At 46.9% G+C, this 25,811-nt stretch carries 29 protein-coding genes; 12 read left to right on the plus strand and 17 right to left on the minus strand.

Features of this window, described 5'->3' with window-relative positions:
- Positions 1–43 precede the first annotated feature (43 nt).
- On the plus strand, positions 44–523 hold the full coding sequence (locus AC0S1O_RS03105) for a hypothetical protein (protein ID WP_475394301.1): 480 nt from the start codon (positions 44–46) through the stop codon (positions 521–523).
- Here AC0S1O_RS03105 and iorB read toward each other — a convergent pair.
- Genes iorB through AC0S1O_RS03150 form a run of 9 tightly spaced genes read right to left on the minus strand, consistent with a single transcriptional unit; the run spans position 520 to position 7,913 of the window.
- Positions 520–1,104, minus strand: coding sequence for an indolepyruvate ferredoxin oxidoreductase subunit beta (gene iorB, locus AC0S1O_RS03110; protein ID WP_475394302.1), 585 nt, complete (start codon positions 1,102–1,104; stop codon positions 520–522). The genes AC0S1O_RS03105 and iorB overlap by 4 nt on opposite strands.
- Complete coding sequence (gene iorA / locus AC0S1O_RS03115) at positions 1,101–2,990, minus strand: indolepyruvate ferredoxin oxidoreductase subunit alpha (protein ID WP_475394303.1); 1,890 nt, start codon at positions 2,988–2,990, stop codon at positions 1,101–1,103. The genes iorB and iorA overlap by 4 nt, the downstream gene beginning before the upstream one ends.
- Positions 2,990–3,892, minus strand: coding sequence for a pyruvate synthase subunit PorB (porB, locus tag AC0S1O_RS03120; RefSeq protein ID WP_475394304.1), 903 nt, complete (start codon positions 3,890–3,892; stop codon positions 2,990–2,992). Before porB ends, iorA begins: the two co-directional genes overlap by 1 nt.
- Positions 3,892–5,082 (minus strand): pyruvate ferredoxin oxidoreductase, encoded by a 1,191-nt coding sequence (gene porA / locus AC0S1O_RS03125; RefSeq protein WP_475394305.1) that lies wholly within the window; start codon positions 5,080–5,082, stop codon positions 3,892–3,894. The genes porB and porA overlap by 1 nt, the downstream gene beginning before the upstream one ends.
- A 1-nt stretch (position 5,083) precedes the next feature.
- Positions 5,084–5,401 carry a 4Fe-4S binding protein gene (locus tag AC0S1O_RS03130; RefSeq protein WP_475394306.1) on the minus strand — a complete coding sequence of 106 codons (318 nt, stop codon included), beginning with the start codon at positions 5,399–5,401 and terminating at the stop codon, positions 5,084–5,086.
- The gene (locus AC0S1O_RS03135; RefSeq protein ID WP_475394307.1) at positions 5,402–5,962 is read right to left on the minus strand and encodes a pyruvate ferredoxin oxidoreductase subunit gamma; all 561 of its coding nucleotides are present in this window, start codon (positions 5,960–5,962) and stop codon (positions 5,402–5,404) included.
- 28 nt (positions 5,963–5,990) lie between these two features.
- Positions 5,991–6,998 (minus strand): N2,N2-dimethylguanosine tRNA methyltransferase, encoded by a 1,008-nt coding sequence (locus tag AC0S1O_RS03140; protein ID WP_475394308.1) that lies wholly within the window; start codon positions 6,996–6,998, stop codon positions 5,991–5,993.
- Positions 6,995–7,534, minus strand: coding sequence for an NTPase (locus AC0S1O_RS03145; protein ID WP_475394309.1), 540 nt, complete (start codon positions 7,532–7,534; stop codon positions 6,995–6,997). The genes AC0S1O_RS03140 and AC0S1O_RS03145 overlap by 4 nt, the downstream gene beginning before the upstream one ends.
- Positions 7,524–7,913, minus strand: a complete 390-nt coding sequence (locus AC0S1O_RS03150; protein ID WP_475394310.1) for a dihydroneopterin aldolase family protein — start codon at positions 7,911–7,913, stop codon at positions 7,524–7,526. Before AC0S1O_RS03150 ends, AC0S1O_RS03145 begins: the two co-directional genes overlap by 11 nt.
- A 93-nt stretch (positions 7,914–8,006) precedes the next feature.
- Between AC0S1O_RS03150 and AC0S1O_RS03155 the strand changes: the two genes are divergently transcribed.
- Positions 8,007–8,957, plus strand: coding sequence for an FKBP-type peptidyl-prolyl cis-trans isomerase (locus tag AC0S1O_RS03155; protein ID WP_475394311.1), 951 nt, complete (start codon positions 8,007–8,009; stop codon positions 8,955–8,957).
- On the opposite strand, the gene AC0S1O_RS03160 is transcribed toward AC0S1O_RS03155, so the two are convergent.
- Together AC0S1O_RS03160 and AC0S1O_RS03165 are read right to left on the minus strand one after the other, a co-directional pair.
- Positions 8,951–9,316, minus strand: a complete 366-nt coding sequence (locus AC0S1O_RS03160) for a NifB/NifX family molybdenum-iron cluster-binding protein (protein WP_475394312.1) — start codon at positions 9,314–9,316, stop codon at positions 8,951–8,953. The two genes, AC0S1O_RS03155 and AC0S1O_RS03160, sit on opposite strands and share 7 nt — an antisense overlap.
- Positions 9,317–9,325: 9 nt before the next feature.
- Positions 9,326–10,102: an HD domain-containing protein gene (locus tag AC0S1O_RS03165; RefSeq protein ID WP_475394313.1), complete on the minus strand. Its 777-nt coding sequence runs from the start codon at positions 10,100–10,102 to the stop codon at positions 9,326–9,328.
- A gap of 86 nt (positions 10,103–10,188) precedes the next feature.
- Here AC0S1O_RS03165 and AC0S1O_RS03170 point away from each other — a divergent pair, with 86 nt between their 5' ends.
- From AC0S1O_RS03170 to mobB, 5 genes are all read left to right on the plus strand, one after another.
- Positions 10,189–11,427, plus strand: coding sequence for an MFS transporter (locus AC0S1O_RS03170; protein WP_475394314.1), 1,239 nt, complete (start codon positions 10,189–10,191; stop codon positions 11,425–11,427).
- Positions 11,428–11,654: 227 nt separating this feature from the next.
- Complete coding sequence (locus AC0S1O_RS03175; protein WP_475394315.1) at positions 11,655–12,167, plus strand: hypothetical protein; 513 nt, start codon at positions 11,655–11,657, stop codon at positions 12,165–12,167.
- Positions 12,160–12,621 carry a M56 family metallopeptidase gene (locus AC0S1O_RS03180; protein ID WP_475394316.1) on the plus strand — a complete coding sequence of 154 codons (462 nt, stop codon included), beginning with the start codon at positions 12,160–12,162 and terminating at the stop codon, positions 12,619–12,621. The genes AC0S1O_RS03175 and AC0S1O_RS03180 overlap by 8 nt, the downstream gene beginning before the upstream one ends.
- A gap of 258 nt (positions 12,622–12,879) precedes the next feature.
- Positions 12,880–14,088, plus strand: a complete 1,209-nt coding sequence (locus AC0S1O_RS03185; RefSeq protein WP_475394317.1) for a molybdopterin molybdotransferase MoeA — start codon at positions 12,880–12,882, stop codon at positions 14,086–14,088.
- Entirely contained in the window at positions 14,089–14,763 is a 675-nt protein-coding gene (gene mobB / locus AC0S1O_RS03190; protein WP_475394318.1) for a molybdopterin-guanine dinucleotide biosynthesis protein B, read from the plus strand. It abuts the gene before it with no gap.
- Here the strand turns inward: mobB and AC0S1O_RS03195 are convergent.
- Positions 14,756–15,367 (minus strand): GNAT family N-acetyltransferase, encoded by a 612-nt coding sequence (locus AC0S1O_RS03195; RefSeq protein ID WP_475394319.1) that lies wholly within the window; start codon positions 15,365–15,367, stop codon positions 14,756–14,758. The two genes, mobB and AC0S1O_RS03195, sit on opposite strands and share 8 nt — an antisense overlap.
- Positions 15,368–15,430: 63 nt before the next feature.
- Between AC0S1O_RS03195 and AC0S1O_RS03200 the strand changes: the two genes are divergently transcribed.
- Genes AC0S1O_RS03200 through glmS form a run of 3 tightly spaced genes read left to right on the plus strand, consistent with a single transcriptional unit; the run spans position 15,431 to position 19,139 of the window.
- Positions 15,431–16,180: a sulfite exporter TauE/SafE family protein gene (locus tag AC0S1O_RS03200; RefSeq protein ID WP_475394320.1), complete on the plus strand. Its 750-nt coding sequence runs from the start codon at positions 15,431–15,433 to the stop codon at positions 16,178–16,180.
- A gap of 37 nt (positions 16,181–16,217) precedes the next feature.
- Positions 16,218–17,378, plus strand: a complete 1,161-nt coding sequence (gene glmU, locus AC0S1O_RS03205; RefSeq protein WP_475394321.1) for a bifunctional sugar-1-phosphate nucleotidylyltransferase/acetyltransferase — start codon at positions 16,218–16,220, stop codon at positions 17,376–17,378.
- Entirely contained in the window at positions 17,379–19,139 is a 1,761-nt protein-coding gene (gene glmS / locus AC0S1O_RS03210) for a glutamine--fructose-6-phosphate transaminase (isomerizing) (RefSeq protein ID WP_475394322.1), read from the plus strand.
- On the opposite strand, the gene AC0S1O_RS03215 is transcribed toward glmS, so the two are convergent.
- Entirely contained in the window at positions 19,140–19,628 is a 489-nt protein-coding gene (locus AC0S1O_RS03215) for a DUF2250 domain-containing protein (RefSeq protein WP_475394323.1), read from the minus strand.
- Positions 19,629–19,702: 74 nt separating this feature from the next.
- On the opposite strand from AC0S1O_RS03215, the gene AC0S1O_RS03220 reads away from it, so the two are divergent.
- Complete coding sequence (locus tag AC0S1O_RS03220; RefSeq protein ID WP_475394324.1) at positions 19,703–20,950, plus strand: phosphohexomutase domain-containing protein; 1,248 nt, start codon at positions 19,703–19,705, stop codon at positions 20,948–20,950.
- Here AC0S1O_RS03220 and AC0S1O_RS03225 read toward each other — a convergent pair.
- On the minus strand, positions 20,928–21,947 hold the full coding sequence (locus AC0S1O_RS03225; RefSeq protein ID WP_475394325.1) for an adenosine deaminase: 1,020 nt from the start codon (positions 21,945–21,947) through the stop codon (positions 20,928–20,930). The genes AC0S1O_RS03220 and AC0S1O_RS03225 overlap by 23 nt on opposite strands.
- A 70-nt stretch (positions 21,948–22,017) precedes the next feature.
- Here AC0S1O_RS03225 and glmU (AC0S1O_RS03230) point away from each other — a divergent pair, with 70 nt between their 5' ends.
- Entirely contained in the window at positions 22,018–23,217 is a 1,200-nt protein-coding gene (glmU, locus tag AC0S1O_RS03230) for a bifunctional sugar-1-phosphate nucleotidylyltransferase/acetyltransferase (RefSeq protein ID WP_475394326.1), read from the plus strand.
- Here the strand turns inward: glmU (AC0S1O_RS03230) and AC0S1O_RS03235 are convergent.
- The 3 genes from AC0S1O_RS03235 to AC0S1O_RS03245 are packed head-to-tail and all read right to left on the minus strand — an operon-like array spanning position 23,214 to position 25,807.
- Positions 23,214–24,071, minus strand: a complete 858-nt coding sequence (locus AC0S1O_RS03235; protein ID WP_475394327.1) for an NAD-dependent epimerase/dehydratase family protein — start codon at positions 24,069–24,071, stop codon at positions 23,214–23,216. The two genes, glmU (AC0S1O_RS03230) and AC0S1O_RS03235, sit on opposite strands and share 4 nt — an antisense overlap.
- Positions 24,068–24,943, minus strand: coding sequence for a glycosyltransferase family 2 protein (locus tag AC0S1O_RS03240; RefSeq protein WP_475394328.1), 876 nt, complete (start codon positions 24,941–24,943; stop codon positions 24,068–24,070). The genes AC0S1O_RS03235 and AC0S1O_RS03240 overlap by 4 nt, the downstream gene beginning before the upstream one ends.
- A 24-nt stretch (positions 24,944–24,967) precedes the next feature.
- Entirely contained in the window at positions 24,968–25,807 is an 840-nt protein-coding gene (locus AC0S1O_RS03245) for an FkbM family methyltransferase (protein WP_475394329.1), read from the minus strand.
- Positions 25,808–25,811 lie beyond the last annotated feature (4 nt).

Below are 25,811 nucleotides of genomic sequence, written 5' to 3' on the forward strand. Positions count from 1 at the left end.
CAAACTGAAAACGTTAATATAGTTTATGGGAATTTTAATGGGTATGAGGAGATACACGCTCTTGCTGATCCTGGGTGTAGCTTTGCTTCTCTCAGCCTCAATAACCTTGGGGGCTCTTCACATATGGGCATCGGGTAATTCTCACGAAGTTGTTATATCTGGAATTTCAATGAAGAAAATATCCCTGAATCTTACGGAGAGAAAGCATGTGCTCATTTCCTCATATTCCAATTTTTCCTACGAAATCCTGAATTCAGGGGGAGTGGTTAAAACCGCGAGCAATGTGAGCAATGCCGATATAATCCTTGAGCCAGGAAATTACACTCTAAAAATAGAAAATCCAAATGATTTCAAAATGAAGGTCTCAATATCCATAGTTGGAGATGCTGAACTCCAAAAATTTGTTATGCTTAGTTACTTATCCATTGTCATATTTTTCGTTGGAGCGGGTTTGACCGTTACCTCACTGGGTCTTCTTCTCTGGGAGAGAAAAAAGGAGGAAAAAATCTACACGAGGTATTAGAGTTCAAGGGCCCCGTAGCCCATCTCGAAGGCTCTCAAATTCATCTCATGGAACCTCGGGCTTATTGTGCTCTTTATAGCCTCAATCAGCACATCCTTCTCTATGGGGAAAATGGGAACCTTTGACAGGGCCCCCAGCATAACTATGTTCGTGGCTATGGAATTTCCCGCCTTTCTCGCCAGTTCCGTGGCCTCAAGGGGCAGGACTTTTAGGCCATCCATTGCGTTTAGAAGATCATCCACCTCCGGATACCTTGACTCGCCAAGGGATGCGGTTATCGGCACAATGGGCTCTGTGTTCACTATGACATAAGAGCCAGGATGTGCTTTGCCGAGAACCCTGTAGGCCTCCACCGGTTCAAAGGCCACTATTATATCGGCCTCACCCCTGCCTATGAGAGGGCTCTTGGCCTCGCCTATCTTCATCTCAGTGACCACAACTCCACCCCTCTGCGCCATGCCATGGACCTCGCTCATAACAACATTTATGTTGGAGAGCAAAGCCGCCTTGCCCACTATGCTTGATGCGGTGAGTACCCCTTGGCCGCCAACTCCTGCGAATATGATGTTTGTGCTCTTCATCTTATCACCTTCTTCTCTATGGCATTGAATGGACATACTGTGGCACAAACTCCACAGCCATCGCAGAGCGCATCGTTTATCTTCACCTTGGGCTTTCCGTTGGGTGCGAGATCATCTCTGTCCTTGTATATGGCAACACATGCGAGCCAGTCGGAGCATATTCCACACTGGGTGCACTTGTCCTGATTTATCTCGTATACCCACCACTCTCCCTGCTTCCTGCGGGCTGCATCCCATAACAGGGCACATTCCCTCTTGGCGATTATCACCGATATTCCCTCGTGCTGGATTGCCTCCTTGAACACCTTTATCGTTTCCTTCACGTCGTATGGATCCACCGTGCGAACGAAGTCAATGCCTATGCCACGAACGAGTTTTTCAATGTCCACATAGGGTGCCTTGTTGCCCATGCCGTCCATCGGCAATCCGGGATGCGGCTGATGCCCCGTCATTGCGGTGGTGCGATTGTCAAGCACGACATAAACGAGATTCGCCTTATTGTGATACGCATCTATGAGCCCGGGAATCGCTGCGTGGAAGAATGTGGAATCGCCCACAAAGCCGATAACCTTTTGTTCCGTGGCCTTTGAGAAGCCAACGGCGGTGCCTATGCTGGAGCCCATGCAGAGAAGATAATCGGCCATCTCATAGGGCTTCTGAATACCCAGGGTGTAGCATCCAATGTCCGTGGTTATTATGGCATCCTTTATCTTGAGTTGCTTCAGGGCCATCATGGCAGCATAGTATGTGGCGCGGTGCGGACATCCGGGGCATAAAACTGGTGGGCGAGAGGGAAGTTCAATGGGCTTTGGCTCGTACGCGTTTCTTTCAATCTTCATACCCAAAATTTTCTCAAGGGCATCCTTTATAACATCCGGGTTGTACTCGTAGGCCCGAGGGAAATAGCCATTCAACTTCCCGTATATTTCCACATCAAGCCCGTTCATCTGTGCCACGAGCCTCGTCTCTTTTTCAAGGTAGGGCTCAAGTTCCTCCGCGATTATTATCTTCTTATGCTTCTGTATGAAGTCCTTCACGAGTTCGTCCGGAAATGGATGGGTGAATCCAAGTTTCAGGATATTCGCCTTTATGCCAAGTTGGGAAAGAACATCGTAAACATAGTTGTAGGCCACACCGCTCGTTATTATCCCTATATCTCCATCATTCCATTCCACCCTGTTAAGCGGTGAGGAATTTGCCATCTTCCTCGCTCTTTCAATCTTCTCCAGGAGTGCGAGATGCATTCTGCGGGAATTTGCAGGTACGGGCACATACCTGTTTGGATCCTTTTTGAAGTATCCCTTCCCTCGCTTTTCCCTCATCTCGCCGTACTCCACTATGCCCCGCACATGGTTCACGCGGGTCGTGGTGCGAAAGAGAACGGGGAGTTGTAGAGACTCTGAAATTTCAAAGGCCTCCTTTATAAAGTCCTTCATCTCCTGAGCGCTAGAGGGCTCCACCATGGGCATTCCGGAAATTTGAGCGTAATATCTGTTATCCTGCTCGTTCTGGCTGCTGTGCATGCTTGGGTCATCCGCCGTTAAGATCACGAGCCCGCCATTTGTGCCTATGTAGGCGGTACTCATGAATGCATCCGCAGCCACATTCAAGCCAACATGCTTGAAGAACACGAGGGCACGGAGTCCCGAGGCGGCTGCAGCGGCGCTCACCTCCATGGCAACCTTCTCATTGGTGGAGAACTCAAAGTATATGCCCGCCTTCTTGGCTATGTAGAAAAGCGTGTTTCCTATCTCACTTGATGGCGTTCCGGGATATGTGCTCGCGAAGTCCAAGCCCGCTTCAAGGGCACCTCGTACCACCGCTTCATTTCCCAGGAGAAATTCCTTCCTTCCAGGTTCGTTGAGCAATATGTGCTGGAATTTCATCATTCCTCCTCCTGCGAGCATCTTTCCTTCTTGAGCAAGGCCTTCCAGTTCTCGTCCACATACTCCTGAATCCTGGCAATCTCATCCTCTGTAAGGTGCCTAAATCTTCCCTGCAGTCGGAGGTACTCCTTTATCGGCTTTGGATTCTTTGGTCTGACAGTTATGCGGTACTTTCCGTTGACCACTTCGTAAAGCGGGAATGCATTGGTCTGCACAGCCAGGCGCGAGATTTCCACAGTTTTATCCGGGCTGTGCTTCCAACCCGTTGGGCAGGGAGAGAAAATCTGTATGAACTTTGGACCCTTTATCTCCTTTGCCCTTCTCAGTTTTGCGATCATATCCTCGGGATAGGCTATGGTTGCCGTGGCCACGTAGGGAATATGATGGGCCACCATGATCTCGGCCACGCTCTTTTTCGGCTCCCACTTGTACATCCTCTTCTTTCCTCCCGGCGTGGTCGTTGTCCAGGCACCCGGAGGCGTGGAACCGGAACGCTGAATTCCCGTGTTCATATACGCCTCGTTATCGTACATTATGTAAAATACATCGTGGCCACGCTCCATTGCTCCGCTGAGGGCCTGGAGGCCTATATCGGCGGTACCTCCATCTCCCGCAAAGCCAACAACATTCACATCCTCCTTGCCCATGGCGTTGAGTGCCTCCCTTATGCCGGATATGGCGGCACCCGTGACTTCAAAGGCCGTGTAGAGCAGGGGCACCTCAAGTGTGCGGTGCGGATAAACTCCAGGTATCACGGCCCAGCAGCACGCGGGAATTGAAAGTATCGTATTCTTTCCCAGGGCCTTGAGAACATACCTCATTGCTATGGTTGCACCGCAGCCAAGGCACGCGGTGTGCCCCGGAAGCATGTACTCCTCTTCGGGTATGGTTAATTTACGCATCATGACCACCTCTCATCGCCGTGCAATCCAACCCATTCAATTTCCCTATCTACCTGTCCTTCCCTGGCAATTTTGAGCATGTCGTCAAACACCTTCACCAGTATCTCGGGCGTGATATCCCTTCCGCCCAGCCCCATAACATAGTTCTTCACGGGCACGCTGGAATGCCCGTAGAGGGCCGCCTTGCTTTCGGTGTATAGATCCGCCCCGTAGCCGAAGGTGTAACTTCTATCCACGATTCCAAGCATATCAGCTTTCTTTGCCAGATTCCTTATCTCCTCGTAGGGGAATGGCCTGAAGTACCTCACGCGGGCAAGGCCAACCTTCTTTCCCTTCTCCCGCATTCTATCCACTATGTCCTTGGCCGTGGAGCCTATGGTGCCAAGAACCACCATTATCGCTTCTGCATCCTCTGTTCTGTACTCCTCCACAAGGGGTGCGTATTCCCTGCCAAATACCTCGGCGAACTCCTCCACCGTTTTCCTAATCTCCTTCCTCGCATCGTCCATCGCCAGGGCCATCTTGTAGCGGAACTCCATATAGGGGCCCTCGGGCATTATCAAGGAGCCGTAGCCCTCAGGGTTTCCTGGCTCAAGTTTGAACGCAGGATCATACTCACCGAGGAAATCATCCACTAGTTTTTGGTCGGGCACATCCACACCCTCGGATGTGTGGCTCAGGATGAAGGCATCCTCCATGACCATGGTGGGCAGGAGAATGTGGTGCTTCTCCCCTATCCTGTAGGACATTATTATGGAGTCCAGAACCTCCTGGTTGTTCTCCGTATAAATCTGAATCCAGCCCGTATCTCGCTGCGCCATGCTGTCCATCTGATCGGTCCAGACGCTCCAAGGCGGGGCCATTGCCCTGTTAACCACGCTCATAACTATGGGCAATCTCGCCCCAGAGGCCCAGATCAGGAGTTCGTGCATGAGCGTGAGACCATGGGCGCTTGTGGCCGTGAAGGTCCTTACTCCTGTATTCTGGGCTGCTATGCACGCCGCCATGGCTGAGTGCTCGGACTCCACCCTTATGTATCGGGCGTCCATCTCGCCGTTGGCTATGAAAGATGCTATGGTTTCAATTATACTCGTCTGGGGAGTTATTGGATATGCCGCAACAACCTTGGGCCTTGATAATCTTGCCCCCCATGCGGCGCTCTCATTACCTGTCAGAATCATCTTCACCATTTCAATCCTCCTCCATCTCCTCAAGCACCATATCAATGGCCTTTACGGGGCATTCGTTGGCACATATTCCGCAGCCCTTGCAGTAATCGTAATTTATCTCCACCGTGTCAAACTTCGCCAGAGCCTCCTTGGGTGCCGGATACTTGTCGGGCGGGGCGAAGTATATGGCGGGCTCCGGGCAGAACTTCCAGCATATGTAGCAGCGAATGCACTTCTCGTAGTTTATCACGGGCCTGAATGTTCTCCACCCACCCGTCTTGTTCTCGGTGCTCGCGACCTTTGCTATTGGAGTTGGCTCTTCGGGTAAAATTATGGGCATTCAATCACCTCCTAAATTTGTGTGCTCGTAGGCCTCTTTGGCGGCCTGGGCATTCTCCTCCTGCTTTATGGGAGCAGCCTCACGAATTGCTTCCATAACGGTCTCAATCTTTACGAGTCCGCTCATTCTGGCAAAGGCTCCCAGTATGGCGGTGTTCACGATAGGTGCGGCCTGAGAGCCAAGGCGATGTCTTATGGCTATGGTGGTCGCATCCACGGTTGCCACCTTTGGGAAATCAAGGATCTCCTTAAGTTCCTTGGGGCTCTTCACGGTGTTAACGAGAACCCAGCCATCCTTTTTTATTCCCCTCAGAACATCCACAGCCTTTATGAGCGATGGGTCCAGAACGATGACATAATCGGGGTCGTATATCTGGTACTTTGCCCTTATTGGTCTATCATCCACCCTGGTGAAAGCAGTTACAGGTGCACCGCGACGCTCAACTCCGAAGTAGGGAAATGAGGAAACATACTTTCCCTCCATGAAGAAGGCCTTTGCCAGGATCTTTGATGCTATGACAGATCCCTGTCCACCTCTTCCGTGAAAACGTATTTCTATCATTCAATCACCATGGGGTAATCGCATTATCCTATTTATGGCCTTCTCCATTTATTATTTCCTTGACAATGTTTGGCGGGGCATCGCTTCTTATGCCCTGGTGTGAGAACTGGGTGGGTGCAGCGTAATAACCCATATTCTCAAGTTCTTCCATTACCTTCTTGGGGGAGGGTGTTGATACCCGGAGTTCTCTGGATATTGATGGGATGTGGTAAAAAAGAAAACCTCTCTCATCTGACCATATCTTGAGGTATTTCTCCAGAATGTTTCTTGTTGGAAGCCAATCTGGAATCCTTGCATTTTTAAGGAACTCAAAATCATGCAACTCCCCACTCCACAGGGGGCCCCCGAACTTGCAGATACCCACATTCTCTAATGATTTTTTTGCCCACTTAACCCCGCGGATGATGCGTACATAGACCCTGTAAAAATGTCCGCGCCACACACTGAGCAAGGGCTCAATTCCCAGATCAGATCTGCCGGCCATTCTCGCAATGTAGCCCAGGAGTACCCTTACACCTATCTCGTGGACCAGTTCCACGGGGGCCTTCACGTTTGAAAGGTATCTTCTCTCGATCCTGCGATTTCTTCCTCCAAGTGTCGCTGTATCCGTGGCCGTTATGCCGAGAACCTTGCCCGATAGTAGGGCCATATCTATGAAGGGCACGGGAGTGCCAAAGGGATCTATGTCCACATACCCGAATCTTCTCTGGGCCATGAGGGCATTTGCGTTGATATTTTCAATTTCCACATCAACCCCGTTCATATCCGCATTTTTTTTCATCACCTTAACGGCCTGTGGATTCACATCGTTCAGGGTAACTTTCATACCTATTTCCTTTGCTATTCTTATCCCCCGTACACCTGTGGCTGCCAGGGCATCCAGGGCATCTCTGAGGTTCAAATTGTAAAGAACGAATATGCTCGTGTCCCTGTTGAAAACCATCTCCCTGTTGTAAAACACACCCTCTGCAGTTCCGGGGCCCTTCTCGTTCACGTTTGGAGCGAGCACCTTGACAAGGCCTTCTTCAACTATCACTGCCTCTCCCCTTTTATGAGCTGTACTATCTTGAAGGGAAGAAGGTTGCGATTTATTGGCGTTACTTCCAGCATGCGTATGTCATCGCGGCGGCGAATTTCCTGCAGGAGAGGATTTCTGGATTTCTTGTGAAGGGTCATTATGAGATGCTTATCCATATCAAGGATCTCCCTGACCGTTTGAACGAATTTCTTGCTCTCCACTTCCATTTTTCCTATTTCATCTATGACGATAACATCCGCCTTCTCCATGGCATCTTCCAGTGCCCTTATTCCAACCTCCTCTAAAACCTTCACATCCACGCCGTACTTTCCAACCCTGTGGCGGGATTCAAAATCCTTATGGGCGAAGACCTTCTTCTCCTTACTCATCCAGTCAAGAACGTAGAATCCCGTTCTCTTTCCACCCTCTCTTAGTTCCTCCGTGATCATACCACCAACAACAAAGCCCTCCTCCTCCAGAATCTCAATCGTTTTTATCAGTGTGGTGGTCTTACCCACGCCGGGTAATCCGCTCAGGCCTATCTTACTGTACATCTTCAACACCTCTAATTTCCTTTATGTACATTAGGGGATAATCCATATCCTCCACATACTCAAGTTTGCAGATTGCAATTTTATCCTCATACTGCACCACAAGATCAACATTTAGCATATCTCCCGTGAGAGTGAGGTACTTGTAAAATCCGCTCTTCTTTTTTATCCTTCTTCTATCGATCCTTACCCTGGCATCCACAACGAAGGGCTGAACCTTCAAACTCGCCTCAATTGCCCTTTCAAGGGCATCCACATTTTCCAAACTTATTGGAGTGCCCACAAATTGATGATACACGGTACCCATTTTTATACCAGCCTCAAATGCGGCCCTCTCCGAAGAAGAGCAGTTGAAATACTTCTTTGCCCTGTCAATTTTCATTGTGGTAGGGGTATGGCAAACACGAATATTATTGTTTCGTGCATGAATGCAAATAATTAAATATACAATCCAAATATCGTGCTGGGGATTAAAATGGAGAAAGGAGACATAATACGCTGGGAATTCGAGGCCTGGGTTGTTGAGAATGGAGAGGAGGTTCTGTTTGATACCACCAAGGAGGACCTTGCAAAGGAGCATGGCATTCATGATCCAAATATGAGGTACGGACCCATGGTATCCGTTGTGGGTGCAGGAAGATTGATAAAGGGAATAGATGAGGAGTTGCTCAAGGCCGAGGTGGGCAAGGAGTATGAGGTGACAATAGAGCCAAAGGATGCCTACGGAGAGAGGGATCCCAAACTTGTGAAGATCCATTCATACAGGGAACTTGCAAGGCAGAAGATTGAGCCCGAGGTGGGTAAGGAGGTTATAATAAACAACAAGCGTGGAAGGATAGTCACCGTAACCCCCGGGAGGGTTGTTATAGATTTCAATCATCCCCTTGCAGGTAAGACCCTCAAGTACAAATTCAAGATAGTTGAGAAGGTTGAAGGGGATGTTGATAAGGTCCGTGCCATAATTGAGATGGACTATGGCAAGGAAGTGGATAAGTTCGGTGTGGAGATAAAGGATGAGGATATCCTCATAACCCTGCCAGACGTGTGCAAGTACGATAACAACTGGAGCATAGCCAAGTATGCGATTGTGGGAGACATAAGGGAGTATGTGGGCAACAGGAATGTGAAGTTCATTGAGGTCTATCCAAAGAAGGAGGAACCCAAGGAAGAGGCGAAGGAAGAGGGTAAAGAGGAGCAGGGTGAAGAGGAGAGTGCCACTATTGAAGATGAAGTGAATAAGGCTGAGATAAAGAAGGGCAAGGTTATCATAAATGGCAAGGAGATAAACATTGAGGATTATGTGTACACGAACAGCGGCAGGCTCAAGGTATCAAAGTTTGCAGAGGATTTCGGCTACGAGGATTCCAAGAAGGCTAGGGAATTCCTGAAGAAAATATGGGATAAGTACAAGGAAATTAATCAATAGCCATTTTCCAAATTTCTCCCTATTATCTCGTGGATTTTTCCATCAACAAATTTTTCCAGCACATCTCCAATTTTTCCGGAGATCCCTCTCAAAACCTTTATGCGCATGTGATTGAAGAATTCTCCCAGTTGTGGAGGGATGCTCTGCACCATCAGTAATTCCCCATCGTGCTCCTTTATGAACATTGGCAGATCCCCGGGATCCAGAAAATCCAGGGGCATCTCTTCAATTTCCCATTTTGTTATCTCTCCTCTCTCAAGATCCACATCCGCGAAAAGGTAGTACTTTGCCTTGAAAATATCCTCATTCACTTGGCTCTCAAGCCCCTTTTCATCTTTGCAGGGAAACACAACTCTCATTCTCCCACCTCAAAATTCCACCTTTTCAACGATCCTCTCCTCATGCTCGCCCACAACCTCCGCCTGCACCTCAACCAGATGCCTTATGCCCGAGGTTTCAATCTTGTTCTTGAGTAGTTCATCAACCTGAAATATGCCCGCGGAGTTTCGCATCTTTATCCTTATTTTCAACGGTTTTTCCTTTCCCTCCATAACACTGACCTCCTTTATGGCCATGGCCGAGACGGAGTGTATGTTGACCTCACCCATCTGAAATGGAATCCTGGCACGACCCTCCTCCATATCAAGGGCATCCGCAATTTTCACAACCCCTGCCTCCAGGGTTAGGGGAATGATCTCAGCCCTGTGGGAAAATATGGCATGCAGGATTTCTGCCTTTACTATTGCCTTCTCCTCACCATCGTATATGCCCTCAAGAAGCCTGTCAATGATTGGAATGGAGAGGGGTAAACTGTTCTGCTCGTGCTCGGTGCGATGTATTGCGTGCCCTATGTCGTGGAGAGCGGAGGCGAGAACGACAATTATTTCGGCATCATCCTTGCTCATATTGTAGTCCTTAACAATGTTTGGCTTCACTCCCCTATCCACAAGGATTCTCAGCATCTTCAATGCGAGATTGGCCACGATCTTAACATGCACGGGCCCGTGATCGTTGTACCCCAGGCGATCAATGGCGATTATATTTGAAGCCTTCCAGAGCGTGTTGAGTTCCACATCCTCCCTTATTTTCCGAAGCAGGATTTTGAGTTTTTGGTTGTCCCCGCAGGGTACCGAGAATTCTACCATGAATGGGCATGGATGTATCATATTAAAAATGCCCTTTTTTGCATCAAAACGCAAAGAATTTAATACATCCAGAATTTTACCTCCGTGTGCACAGAAAGGGCATTTTCAGGGAGATCACGAACATGAGGCTTTTGCATCTCTCATTTGCATTTCTACTCATAAACATGGGTTGGGGCATGGCCTGGCCGTACCTGCCCAATCTGGTAAAACTTCTGGGTGGAGGGGTCCTTGCAGTTGGCATGCTATCCATACTTTTCAATCTCGCCTCGTCCTTCGGGCAGTTTTTCTGGGGAAGAAAATCCGATAGGATGGGTAAGAGAAAGATATTCGCCGTATTTGGCGTATTTTCAAGCGGATTTTTCTTCCTTCTGATGGGATTTGCCACATCCGTGATTGTGGTTTTAACCCTCAGAACCCTTCAGGGATTTTTCGTGTCTGCTCAAACTCCTGCCGTGAGCGCCCTTGTGTCTGAGATATCCCGGGATGTGGGAAAGGGATTTGCCGTGTTCAACTCCTTCTCCAATGTGGGTTTCATGCTCGGAAACTTCGCAGGGGGTGCAATAACTTCCACATTTCCAATTCAATACGTTTATTATTTTTCAGCAATACCCATATTCTCGGGAATGGCAATTCTCATATTCTTCCGGGAGGAAAGGAAGAACCCTGAGGATCTCCGTCTTCTGATGCGTTACGATCGCCCAGGGAGAACGGTGTTCAGGTGGGAGAATGCCAGGGAATTCATAAGGAGGAACAGGAACATTTCAATCTTCTCCGTTTCGATATTTGTGAGCATGCTCGGATCCGGAATGGTTTACACGTTTCTCTCGCTTCTCATAGGTGATAGGTTTGGGGATGCCTGGGTGGGTACCTATTTTGGTGTTGATGGTCTCGTGTCCATACCCATGATCTTGCTTTTCGGGTACATAGCCGATAGGTACGGAAGCAAACCCGTTTTGATTTACGGACTCCTTGGCTATGCCCTCACCTTCTTCCTCTATTACGAGGCAACGAGCATACCTCTTCTCATTCTCGCGGCCATTGTTTCAGGAAGCAAGTGGGGCTCGTACTTCAACTCTGCCAACACATACGTGGCAAGGATGAGCACAAAGGAGGAAAGGGCCACTGCCCTGGGGCTCATGAACTCTGCCATGGCTGCAGGATGGGTCATTGGACCGCTATTGGGCACGTATCTTATCCCCGAGATGGGCCTGGCACAGACCGTTCTTGTTGCCATACTGCCGGAGATAGCCTCCCTTGTGATCGTGCTTTTCCTGAGAAATGACAGGTTCTTCAGAGATGGGATGCCTGTTGAGACAAAGATATAAATATTTGCCTAATCTACTGTACAAGGAGAGAAAAATACCTGAAAGGAGATGAGTGATACATACTTTGCCACGGGAACAGGGGCTGTAGTAGGGTTTTTAGCAACTATTTTCGAAGCATATCTCCTGTGGTGGCTGGGCCCAGCAGTACTCCCATATATATCTGCCATAGCAGTACTCTAAAAATTTTTATATTTTTCTAATATTTTGGTTATGTGGTGGTGCATAATATGTTGGATAATACCTACAAGGGATTTATAAGTGAAATGTGCCTTGTGTTGTTTCTCACCATTTTATTTTTATTAATCAATTTTAAATGGAACGGAAGTACATTAAGAACTTCCTCAGACGTTGTAATAGTAACAACGGTGATTTTCTTCTTATTTTTTTATATCATTCGTACAATAAGGTTGTCAATTGTTTACAGAAGCCATGTATGGCTGACTCTACTAAATCTCCCGACTATTGGAATGGTTCTTGCTACTGGACAAACAGTATCCCAAGATCCCACCCCAACTAATATATTCACGTTTATTCTGTTTGTGGGATTGTTTGCTTTGCTTATCCTTATTATGCGTTTTCATAAGAAATTTAAGGTGTACAGTTTTACAATACCGCCAGAGAGATATGCGGTTCTGAGAGCTGTGATGACAAAGAAGGAAAGGTTTACATTGATCTTTCCAGACAGATACATAAGGTATTTGGAGACAGGAGATAAAAAATACTTAAAAGGAGATGAGTGATGAGCAAATGTGGGAATGGATTTACATAATAGGATTCAATGCTCTTTTACTTATTTCCTCTATAATCTGGTATGAAGTTCCGGGAGCCATGAAATTGGCGAGGAAGTTAGCCATGAAAGGAGAGAAGATTAAAGACAGAGAGATTGAAACGCTGATAAATAAGATGGGTTTGAAAAATATAGAAATATATTGCATAGAATCTAAAAGTGCAAATGCATTTCAGGTAGGAGGAAGGGGGAAATATATTTTTATATCCAATCGCCTGGGAGAGGTTCTTGATAAAGATGAGATTCTTGCAGTAACTGCCCATGAGCTTGCCCACATTAAATTAAAGCACGTTCTAAAAAAGATGCTTCTGTTTGATGCAATAATAGGAATTGGGATTAATATGGCATTTATACTTCCTTTTTTAGACTCGACTCGGATGATAGATCCATTCTTACTGCAGTTATAGTATTGGCAACAATATGCGTGTACCTTTTTACTCGTAAAATCACATGGCAACATTTTGAGAATCAGGCCGATTGCTATGCAATAAAGTTTGTGGATAGGAAGCATTTAATTTCGGCATTGAAAAAGATAAATTCTATGTTTTACCCGCCCGAGTTATTTAAATTTGAAAAAACGAGCCTTCTCATAGAGAAAAGGATCAATAAATTGAGAAATAAACAGGAGACAAAAATTTGATATGCTCCTTGGTGCATATCCCTCTATGAAGCCTTTCACCAATCTAATTCCCTTTGAGGAGGCCAGAAGAATCGTGCTTGAAAATGTTAAGCCAGTGGAGGATGTTGAAGAAATACCTCTTCTTGATGCTCTGCATCGCGTTCTAGCCGAGGATATCGTTGCAGGAATAAATGTTCCCCCATTTGCGAGGGCAGCGGAGGATGGCTATGCCGTTCGCGCCGAGGATATCTTTGGAGCGGGGCAATACTCTCCAAGGGAGCTGAAACTGGTTGGTGAGATAAACACTGGAGAGCATAAAAATATAAAAATTGGCAGGGGAGAGTGCGTCAAGATAGGCACAGGTGCGATGCTTCCCGTGGGTGCAGATGCAGTTGTTCGTGTGGAGGATACCGAGGAGGAAAACGGGCTCGTGCGCATTTACAGGCCTGTTCATCCTGGCTTCGATGTTGCCCCGGAGGGGGAGGACATAAAAAAGGGGGAAGTCGTGCTGAAGAAAGGTGAGTATCTCAACCCTCCAAAGATCGGGGTTCTTGCAGCCCTTGGCATTTCCAGGGTGAGGGTTTACAGAAAGCCCAGGATCGCTGTGCTTCCATCGGGCAACGAACTCAAGGTACCTGGAGAGGAACTGGAACCGGGGAAGATTTACGATGTGAACACATACACCATATCCTCCGTGATAAAAGAAAATGGGGGAGAGCCCGTTATTTTCTCGTTTGTAATGGACGAGGAGGAAGATATAAGGAAGAAATTGAAGGAGGCTATGAAGTATGATATGGTGGTGTTTTCCGGGGGCTCATCTGTGGGAGATAGAGATTTGCTCATAGATGTGGTGAAGGAATACGCAAGGGTGCTCTTTCACGGCGTGCAAATAAAGCCGGGAAAGCCGACATGGTGCGCAATAGGCGAGAAGATGATATTCGGTATGCCCGGATTTCCCACATCCTGCCTGAACGATTCCTACCAGTTCCTCGCTCCAGCGGTGCGCAGGATGGCAAGGTTACCGGAGAGGAAAGAGAGAATTGTGAGGGCGAAGATGGCCAGGCGCATAACCTCAACGCTTGGCAGAATGCAGTTCTTCACGATGCGAGTTGAGAATGGGTACGCGTATCCCGCCTACAAGACATCGGGGGCGATAACGAGCATGGCGGATTCAGATGGATACATAATAATTCCCGCAAATTCTGATCTTGTGGAGAAGGATGAGGAGGTTGAGGTACATCTCTGGGGTGATTGAATGTACCTGGGCACATGTGGGTACTCAAATTCCGGAAAGACCACGCTCATATGCGAGATAATTGAGCATCTTAAAGATTATAAAATAGCGGTTGTGAAGCACACCCCCCATGGAATTGATATTGAGGGCAAGGATAGCGAGAGGTTCAGGGAATCCGGTGCCAAGGAAGTTGTGCTTCTCAACGAAGAAAGGGTTCATTTTAAGCAAGGTGTCTCTCTTTTTGAAGTTTTGAAGGAATTGGAAGGGTACGATGTGATCCTTGTTGAGGGGTTCAAGAAATACAGGTTCCTGCCCAAGGTGTGCCTTGGAGATGCTCCCTGCGAGGGCTGTGTGATGAGAGATCCGGATCTGGATGAGATCCTGGAATACATCAAAAGGGAAGTGGAAGTCGAGAGAATAATGCGCCAACTTCCAAATTTCAACTGCGGAGAGTGCTCCCATAAAAATTGCAGGGAGATGGCAGAGGCAATATACCGTGGTGAGGATGATTTCTCCGGATGCAGGTACTGGAATCCCGATGCAGTCATAAGCGTGAAGGTTAATGGCAAGGAAATATACATGGGCAGATTTGCCCAGGATGTGGTTGTTGGCACGCTCTCCGGTCTCCTATCCTCCTTCAAGGGGGTTGGTGAGATTGAGGAGGTGGAAATAAGGTACAGAAAGAAAACTAAATGAGCAGGTTCAAATTTTTCAGATACTCCCTGCCTTCATCTCCCAACGCGCGTAGCAGCAGTTTTTCCCTCTGCTCCATGTACTCCTCCCTGAGTATGTCAAAGCAGTACCAGTCCCATTTCCTTCCCAGAACAAATGCCGCCTTTCTTGATTTTCCGTACAGTTTGAACCCGCAGGATTCAAGCACCCTGTGTGCCCTTTTATTGTACTCGATGCTGCATGCCTCGCATTTTTCCAGGTTTTTGTGGTAAAAGCATATTTCAAGAAGGGATAGGGTTATGATTTTTCCCAGTCCCCTGTTCCAGTACTGCCTGTCAAGATATGTACCTATGTTTCCCCTTGGAACATCCCCCCAGTTCTGCAACCTTATAACTGCAGTTCCGATGGGTTCTGAATTCTCGCTTAGCACAATAATGTAATGTAACCGATCATCCCTCTTGATTTCCTCCTCAAAGTACCTTTCGATTTGCTCTAAACTCCTTGCCTGGTGGGGCATCCCCCTTGAGTATAGCATGGTTTCAAAATCATTCTCCCACCTGTGCACGTATTCCAGATCTTTTCGCTCCCACGCTCTCAGAATTATTGGACCCAGTTGGATCATCGTCATGCATAATTTTCGTGGTATAAAAGAGTTTGCAAAATTATTAGTAGAATGGGGATATGAAGATTTGTGGCCCCACTGATGTATATATTTATTGTGCTCACGGGCGTGCTGGTGGGTATTCTTGGCGGCATGTTTGGATTCGGGGGTAGCTCAATAAGCACACCTCTTTTGCGTATGCTCTTTCTCATTCCCCCGTATTACGCGCTTGCCAGTCCTTTGCCCATGACCCTTGTATCTGCATTCATATCCTCCAAGAGGTACCATGGCGAGGGGCTAATTGACTGGGGGATTGTGGGGAAAATGCTCCCCCTTATCATTCCGGGTTCCTTTTTGGGTGCCTATGCCACAAAGTACATCGATGGTAGGATACTCATGATCCTGACTGCCCTGTTCCTCATATACGTGGCCCTGAGATTCCTGGGCTCCCAGAGTGGATTCAGGATCAAGAACATCACATCCTGGAAGCTCTTGGCTTCCGGTTTTTTCATAGGCTTTCTATCCGGCATGCTTGCAAACGGTGGTGGAATTCTAATTGTGCCAGTTCTCGTTCTCCTCGGGCTCGGCGTGAAGAGGGCAATAGGCACGTCCGTTGCCATAGTGCTCTTTTCCGCAATTCCATCCATCCTTGTTCACTGGTACCTCGGGCACATTGACTGGCTTCTCACCCTTTATCTCACCCTTGGTGCAATTCCAGGTGCCTATCTGGGAGCACGTATTACTGTGGGTATGAGGGAGAGGACTGTGAAACGGGTTTACGGATTATTTCTCCTTCTCCTATCTCTGTATTTTGCGACATTTGAAATTTTGCGATTTTGAGGGTAATTTTTTATACTCCCATTCTTTTTCAATTTTCATGCATGCCATCATACTTGCTGCGGGAGAGGGCATGAGGCTCAGACCCCTCACAACGTACATGCCAAAGGTTATGATTCCTGTGGGAAACAAGCCCATAATGGAATACGTTATAGATGCTCTCAGAGAAAATGATGTGAAGGACATAACCATTGTTGTGGGCTATCACGCTGATAAGGTAAAGCAGTACTTTGGCAATGGAGCAAATTTTGGAGTGAAAATAAGATACGTTATGCAGAGAAAGCAGATCGGAACTGCCCATGCTCTCTACCAGGCCAGGATGGACGGGGAGTTCCTGCTTCTTTACGGGGACAATATGATAGATGCCCAGTGTGTCAGGGAAATTTTGCAAAGCGAGGTTAATACAATTTTAGGAGTGAGAAGTGAAAAACCGTTCAGGTACGGGGTCATTGAGAGGGGAGGAAAGAATGTGGTTGAGATTGTTGAGAAAAGGGATTATGGGGAGGCCATTGTTTTCACAGGATTGGGACATTTTGACTCTCGCATATTCAGGAGAATTGAGGAGATGATGCAGAAAGATATTTACGATTTGCCAAGTGTTTTGAATGCCATGGATATAGGGGTGAAGGTATCAAATTGCGGCTGGAGAGACGCACTATATCCCTGGGACTTGCTTGATCTCAATTCTGTGGCGCTGAGTTCCAATGTGAGAAGAGTGGCGGGCAAGGTTGAGGAATCCACCATAATTGGAAATGTGGAGATAGGGAATGGTACCAGAGTTGGTGCGGGTTCCTATATCCATGGGAATGTTAAGATTGGAGAAAACTGTGATATAGGTCCCAATACGGTGATCATGGGTGATACGAGCATAGGAGATGGCGTTGAGATAGGAGCACTCGGATACATTGAAAATTCAATAATAATGGAGGGCACAAAAATAGGTGTGGGCTCCGTTGTGAAGAACAGCGTGATAGGAAGGGAGGTTATAGCGGGTGATAAATTTGTTGTGCTCTCTGGCGATAGAAGAAGGATCTTTATGGATGAGATTATGGGTGTGCATGGAGGGGCTATTGTTGGAGATGGAGCCACCATAGGGGCTATGGTTGTCATTGCTGAGGGAAGTATTGTGGGGGCGGATAGTAAAATTGGAAGTATGAAATTCATCCGCGGAGATCTGGAAAACGGTGAGAGAGTGGTGTAGATGTGTGGCATCGTGGGTTACGTGGGGTTTCGAAGTGCAAGGGAGGTGCTCATAAAGTCCCTAAAAAGGCTTGAGTACAGGGGCTACGACTCTGCAGGAATTGCAATAGTCAACGGGCAACTTAATGTGGAGAAGAGGAAGGGCTACATTTCAAATTTAAAGGTTGATTTTGATGGCACAATAGGAATAGGGCACACAAGGTGGGCCACCCATGGGAATCCGGAGGATAGAAACGCGCATCCCTTTGTTGATTGCAGAGGCGAGATTGCAATAGTTCACAATGGAATAATTGAAAATTATGCGAAACTCAGAGAAGAGTTGATGGCCAAGGGTCATAAATTCAGATCAGATACGGATAGTGAGGTCATTGCCCATCTCATAGAGGAGTATTACAGGGGTGATTTCAGGGAGGCATTTTTTCACGCAATAAAGAATCTTGAGGGGTCCTTTGCCATTGCGGCAATTCACAAAAAAGAGCGCAGGATAATGGCTGTGAAGAAGGAAAGTCCCCTTGTTGTGGGAATTGGAGATCACGAGAATTTTCTCGCCTCCGACATACCTGCATTTCTGGAATACACAAACAGGGTGGTTGTGCTAAAAGACGGGGAGGTATGTGAACTCACAGACGATTTTGCAAGGTTCTACACAATGGATGGTAAGAGGATAAGAAAAAGAGTGAATTATGTTAACTGGAGCGTGGAAGATGCGGAAAAATCAGGATACGAGCATTTCATGCTAAAGGAGATATTTGAGCAGCCAAGGGCCCTTTACGATACCCTTGCTTCCCTGGAATCAAGAAACCAGTGGCAGGTGGATTTTGATAGGATAACCATGGTGGCATGCGGCACATCGTACCATGCGGCTCTTGTGGGAAAATACGTTATTGAGGAAATTTTGCAGATACCTGTGGATGTTTACTATGGCTCCGAGTACCGCTACAGGCCTGAGATTGTGGAGGACTCCATGGGTATATTTATAACCCAGAGTGGAGAGACTGCGGATACCATAGCAGCTGCAAAAAAGGCCAGAGAACTCGGGTACTTTACATTGGGAATAACCAATGTGGTTGGAAGTTCCATAACAAACTACGTGGATAGGGTTCTTTACACCAGTGCAGGTCCTGAAATTGGGGTGGCAGCCACAAAAACATTCATAACCCAGGTTCTCACGCTCTATTATTTTGCCATAAAAACGGCCAAAATTAGAGGCAGGATCTCTGCGAGGAAATACGAATCGTTCATGGAGAATTTGAGGCGTGTGCCCTTCACTGTGGAGAGAGCATTGAAGATGAATGAGAGAATAATGAAGGAGGCGGAGAATATATCCAGTGCTAGGGATATGTTTTTCATAGCCAGGGGAATTAATTATCCCATTGCCCTTGAGGGCGCCTTGAAGATGAAGGAAATATCCTACATCCATGCGGAGGGTTATCCAGCAGGGGAACTCAAGCATGGCCCTCTTGCGCTTATATCTCAGGGTGTGCCCGTAATAGCCCTTGTACCGGTGGATAGGACATACAGCAAGATGCTCTCAAATGTGAAGGAAGTGAGTGCAAGGGGTGCCTACGTGATAGGCGTATCATCAAGCAGGGATGTGGAGAAATATGTTGATACTCTGTTGAAAGTTCCAGAAATGGATCCATTGTTTTCCCCCTTTGTGAATGTTGTCGTTCTCCAGCTTTTGGCCTACCACACAGCCCGCATCCTTGGAAGGGAAATTGACAAGCCCAGAAATCTGGCTAAAAGCGTAACTGTGGAATGATCAGATCCCTGCAAAATCCATAAATCTCTTGAAATACCTCGTCTTCTTTCCAGAGGGGGTTATGAATCCCCACTGGATAAGGGTGTTTTTGAATTCGTTACACCTTTCAAACCTTTTGCAAGCATCTTCAAAATCCCTTGAATCCTTCAGAATTTTCAAAAATGCGTAGCCTGAATTTCCAAGATTGTTGTTGAAGTACTCCTTCAGGAAATTTTCATTGATTTTGCGGGAGAAAATTACTCCCTGGCGGGATAGTTTGTAGTAGGTATGGTGTTTATGTACCTCGCTTGCCCTCTTGAACCTTGCCCTGGATCTCTTTATTGCAGAACCGGAATCCCTTTCAAGAATCCCCAGGGACATCAGGTAATCTATAGCCTCTTCAATTCTTTCAAGATCAACCTGGGTCATTTTCATAATCATCTTTGCATACTCAACACCTGCCCTCTTTATGTGCAGAATTATGTAAATCTGAAGAGGCGTGAGTTCCATAATGGATAATGGGAGGGCGATTTAAAATGTTTGGTGCTGCAAATTCTTTTATACTCAACTTCCATTCTTCATTTATGAATTTCTCCGGCTCGTCTGGTATAAGGGCAAAATGGGGTGCAGAGATTCTCGACATTGCCTATAAACTTGGCCTGTCACTTGGGAACTCCCATCAATCCGTGGTTATTGCGTCAGATTTTCGTGAAACATCGGATTCCCTTCTATCCATAGTGGCAGGAGCCATTATGGCAGGAGGTGCGGATCTCTATCATGCTGGAAAGGTTCCAACCCCCACACTTGCCTATGCTGCGAGGCACCACGATGCTGGGGTGATGATCACCGCATCTCATAATCCTCCGGAGTACAATGGTATCAAGCTGTGGAACCCTGATGGCTCCGCCTTTACCGATGAGCAGATTTCGAACCTTACAGGCGAGGTTGTGGAATGGAACCGGGTTGGAAAATGGCACGAGGAAAATGCGTTGAATGAGCATTATGAAGCCCTTTTGCGTGAGTTTGAGCATTTGGATTTGAAGATTGTTGTGGATTGCTCCAATGGTGCCGCGAGTGTGATAACGCCCTTCATCCTCAGGGAACTCGGGGCTAAGGTGGTAACCATAAACTGCCACCCCTCAGGTCATTTTCCCGGGCATCCCAGCGAGCCCAGCGAGGAGAATCTGAGAGATCTGAAAAATATGGTTCTTTCCTCAAACGCGGATCTGGGCATAGCCCACGATGGGGATGCCGACAGATTTGTGGCCATAACCTCCTCAGGAAGGTATCTGGATGGGGATCATATTCTTGCCATTTTTGCCAAGGTGCTTGGATTCCGCAGAATAGTTGCCCCGGTGGATTCCTCCATGCTCCTTGAAAACTTCGCAGAAGTGATAAGATGCAGGGTTGGGGATGCCAATGTATCGGCGACGATGAAGAGCCTTGAAGTGGAGTTTGGAGGCGAGAACTCTGGAACGCAGATATTTGCGAGGTGGAGGTACACACCTGATGCCATATACGCCGCTTTGAAATTTGCTGAGATTGCGATGCGGGAAGACATAGATGCCATCGTGTCTGATTTTCCCAGATACAGCACTCTTAGAAGGAGCATATACTATGAAAACCGCGGGGAAATGGAGAGAAGGATAGAGAACCTGGCAAAGGATTACGAGGTTGAGCGCCTGGATGGTTACCGTGTGCGTCTGGACGGGGGATGGTTTCTCATAAGATTCTCTGGTACAGAGCCAAAGGTTCGCATAACTGTTGAGATGGAAAGTGAGCAAAGGGCAAGAAGAATAATGGATACAATTATTCAGGCATTGAACTCCTGATTTTTTCTATGCTTTCGATCAACTCTCTCTTTCTCTCCTTTGGGGCAAAACTTCCGATTATAGAGTTCTTGACCAGAGTTATTATCTCCTCCTCGCTCAGTTTCAGTACCCTGCTCAGAGCAAGATAATTTTCGTTAACATAACCTCCAAAATATGCGGGGTCGTCGGAATTGATGGTGGCAATTATACCGGCGTGCATAATCTCCCGGAGCGGATAATTTTTCAGCGAATGAACAACCTTCAATTTTAAATTTGATAGTGGGCAAAGGGTAAAGGCCATCCTTCTCATTCCAAGTTCTCGCAGGAGCAATGGATCTTCAACGGTTCTCACACCATGGTCTATCCTGTGCACGCCCAAAACCTCAACCGCCTCCCTTACGTACTCGGCTGGGCCCTCCTCTCCGGCATGGGCAACCTTTAAAAGACCCAGTTTCTCTGCTTTCTCAAAAACCCTCTTGAACTTTGAGGGTGGATTGCCGAGTTCTGCAGAATCCAGACCCAGGATGTGTATCACATCCAGGTAGGCCTCGGCCTGCTCAAGGGTGCTAATAGCATCGTTAACGGGCATATCCCTCAGAATGGATAGAATTATTTTCCACGATATTCCATATTTCCTCTCTCCATCCTTTAGGGCCCTGAGAATTCCCTCAACAACATCTTCGAATCTTAATCCCCTGCGTGTGTGGGCCTGAGGGTCGAAGGAAAGTTCCACATGCTTCACGTTGTTCTCATTCGCCCTCCTAAGATAATTGCAGGTGAGTTGATAAAAATCATCCTCATTCTTTAAAACATCCATCCCCCTGTAGTAGATGTTCAGAAAATCCTGAAGATTTTCAAATTCATAAGCTTTTTTTATCTCATCCACAGAATCGTATGAAATGTGCACATTGTTCTCCTTTGACAATCTGAACATTAACTCTGGCTCAAGGGTTCCCTCAACATGGATGTGCAGTTCCGCCTTTGGTAAGGCCGCTATGATCTCCTCAATTCCCTCCATGGGGTGAAAGTATGGAAATCCTATAAAAATTTTAGGTTAAGATTTTATATTTTCACGGGATTCTCTACCCATGCGTGCATTCATCCTTGCAGCGGGAGAGGGCACAAGGATGTGGCCTCTGACGGATACGAGGCCCAAACCCCTAATTCCCCTGGGAAATAAACCAATAATTGAGCATATTTTGGATGCCATCGTGAACTCAGGAATTGAGGACATATCCATTTTGATCGGATACGAGGGAAGGCAGATTGCCGATAGATACGGTTATCAGTACAGGGGCGCGAGGATAGATTATGTGTACCAGAAGGAGCGCCGCGGCACAGGAGACGCCGTGCTATACGCTGAAAAATACGATGATGATAGATTTCTAATTGTGAATGGGGACCTCTATTTTGAGGGTAGAGCATTGAGAGAGATTTTGAATTACGATAACGCGCTTCTGGGGGTGCACAAGAAGGATGCCTCCCAGTATGGACTGCTGCTGGGAGACGAGTATCTGGAGGAGATAAGGGAAAAGGTGCCTGGCTCGTCCGGGCTTGTGAATGCAGGGGTTTATGTTTTTGGGCGTGAAATATTCGAGTACCTGCACAGGGTGAGATTATCGCCCAGAGGGGAGATTGAGTTCACAGATGCCGTTAATATGTTGGCCAAGGAGTGCAGGGTGAAAATTGTGAAATACGATGGACTGTGGCTTGATATAGGTATGCCCTGGCATCTTCTGGATGCCACGAGGGCCTATCTGGAGAATATGGAATGTAAGGTGGAAGGGCTTGTGGAGGAGAATGTGGTTATCAGGGGCAAGGTATGCGTTGGTGAGGGCACGAGGATAATGAGCGGTACGTACATAGAGGGGCCAGTGCTCATAGGCAAGAACTGCAAAATCGGGCCAAATGCGTACATCCGTCCCTACACTGTCATTGGAGATAACTGCCACATCGGGATGAGCGAGGTTAAGGCATCAATAATAATGAACGATTCAAATGTTCCCCATTTCAACTATGTGGGTGATAGTATAATAGGTGAACACTGCAATCTCGGAGCAGGCACCAAGGTAGCGAATTTGAGACTCGACGAGAGAAGTATAAAGGTTCCCGTGAAGGGAAAAATTGTTGATACGGGTCGCAGAAAATTGGGAGTTGTGATGGGCGATTATGTTCACACGGGCATAAATGTGAGCATCGATGTTGGCACGATGATCGGGGCGCATACATCCATTGCCCCAGGGGCCAGGGTGAAGGGTGTGATAGGCACGGGTAGCAGGGTGTTTTAGAAGAAGAATCTCCTCAGATCCTCCTTCAGATCCGTTTTTGGATCATGTCCAATTTTTCTTGCCCTGGATATGTCCGCATAGGACCTTTTTATATCTCCTTCCCTGGGCCTATCGTGTATTATCTCCACATCTCTCCCGCTTATTTCCCTTATCATATTTGCCAGTTCGTTTATGCTCGTCTCTCTGCCCGTGCCGCAGTTGTATATGCCCGTTTCCCTTTTTTCCAGCACGAGATTCACGAGTTGCACAACGTCGTGCACATTTACAAAATCCCTTGTCTGCTCCCCATCACCATGTACTATCAGTGGTAGACCTCTCTTGGCCCTATCCACAAATATTGAAATTACCCCGCTGTACGGATTGCCTGGGTCCTGTCTTGGGGAGAATATGTTGAATGGCCTTATGGATACAACTCGCAATCCGTACAATTCTCCGTAGAGAAGGGCATATCTCTCGCCTGTTAACTTGCTCAGTCCGTAGGGGCTCTTCGGCTCTGTGGGATGTTCCTCGTCAATTGGCAGGTACTTTGGTTCCCCGTACACGGCGGCGGAGGAGATATAGATGAACTGCTCCACTTCGTGCTTTCTTGCGTATTCGAGAAGATTCAGGGTGCCTATTATGTTATTCTCTGCATCGAACTTCGGATCTTCCACGCTCTTCACCACGCTAACCTGCGCGGCGCAGTGAATAATAGCATTGATTTCATAATTCTCCAGCACGCTGGAAGGATCCTTTTTCAGGTCCCAGAGAATCTCTGTGTACTTGGAGGGACGTGTATCCAGACCTATACCATCTTCTATGCTCTCAACGAGATATGAGCCAACTTGCCCCGAAGAGCCGGTGATGAGGATCATGGGAGGTTATGGGATTTTGGGTTAAATAATGTTTTGCAGTTCGAGATAGTTGGAGGGAAACACCTTATTTTTCCATTGGGAATCTTAAAGTTTATAATAGTTTCTTCAAATTTTTCCCTTCTTAAATCTTTAGTTACTTTTTTATTTTTATGAAATAAACCGGATATGTAGGCCAAAAGTTCCAATGGAACCCAAAATAGATAATATTTAGCTCTAGAGGACGTGTATTTTCTAACTATTTCAAGTATCTCTTTTAATTCAAATTCTGTTCTCACTATATACTTATCCTTCTCACTTATAAATTTTCTCCACGCAACTGCAATAGGATTATTTGCCTGCCTTTTTTCAGGCTCTTCCATCCTCCAGTTATCTCCTGTTATGAGAGGATACCATTTAAATGCACCTATCTCAATCAGACGCCACCAGAGATCAAAATCCTCTTGATGCTGCAAGTTGCGCCAGCCTCCAACCTTCTCAAGGAGGTGCCTTGGATATATGCCTGAATACACCGCCTGCACGGCGTACCTGCCACGACCCTCCCACTTTTCGTACGCTTTTATGAATTCCCACCACTGTGGATAATACACGGTGTCCAGATCCACCTGAATTATGTACTCTCCCCTTGAATTTTCAAATGCAAGCTGCCTTCCACGACCACGCTTGCATTTCTTCCTGATGAGTTTAATATTCTCGTACTTCCTTGTGTATTCCTGCAAAATTTCCCATGTGCCGTCCGTAGATTTGCTGTCCACAATTACAATCTCGAACTCCTCTGGGTTTATGTACTTTAATATTGACTCCATACTGGCCCTTATTCTCGGCGCGTTGTTGTACACAGTGGTGCAGATTGAGTATTTTATGGAATCTGGCATAAATGGAAAATCTTATAATGTTATTTAATGTTTACTTTCCGTCTTTAGCCCACCAACTCTGTTGTTGATTTTCCAGAGAGGAGAGACTTCATACCCGCAACTTTCAAATTTTCTTTTTAATCTATCCGATCCTTTGTGGTACTCCATCACGTAGTTTGGCACGTTTCTAAGAATGTTGCAGGGCACAGAGAGTAGCGAGTACTCGCAACCCTCGCAGTCAAATTTTGCAATATCTATCCTGTGCTGAGTGAGAACTTTTCTTGCTGAGATTGCCCTGACCCTGTATGTTTTATCCCCATCCAATCCTACGGTTGTGCTTCCGGGCACGCGGTATCTGGGTTCAATCTCACCATCATTCTCAGCAACGCCTATATTGTAAACCTCTCCCCTAACACCATTGAGCTCCATATTCTTCCTTATTAAGGGTATGTTTTCTCTCTGTACCTCGTACACAATAACCTTTTTTGCACCCCACTTGGTGAAGAGGACGGATGAATAACCTATGTATCCTCCTACATCTAGGACGGTAGCATTTGAGTAATCAAACACATGATACTCTAAGAGCGGTTCTCTGAGAACCCCAAATTTGTATGGTGGGACTGCTACGGTGATATTGTCCCTTTTCACGTACAAAATATCTTTTTCCGCACCGATGAGTTTCCATCCCTCAGCCATGAGATTTTTCAGTTTCCACAGGTCCTCCTTGCCTTCAAGTTCTATCTCAATACTCTTGGATCCTTTCATTCTGATCTTTCTGCCATTTCCAAGAAGCAAGGGTATTATTGTAGCAGGATTTTGGAAGTATCTCATTGAGAAATTGAGCGAGCCAATTAGAGGTATGGAATAAATTGCATTGCTCCCCATATTT

The organism is Candidatus Aciduliprofundum sp. HYA1, from assembly GCF_056175085.1.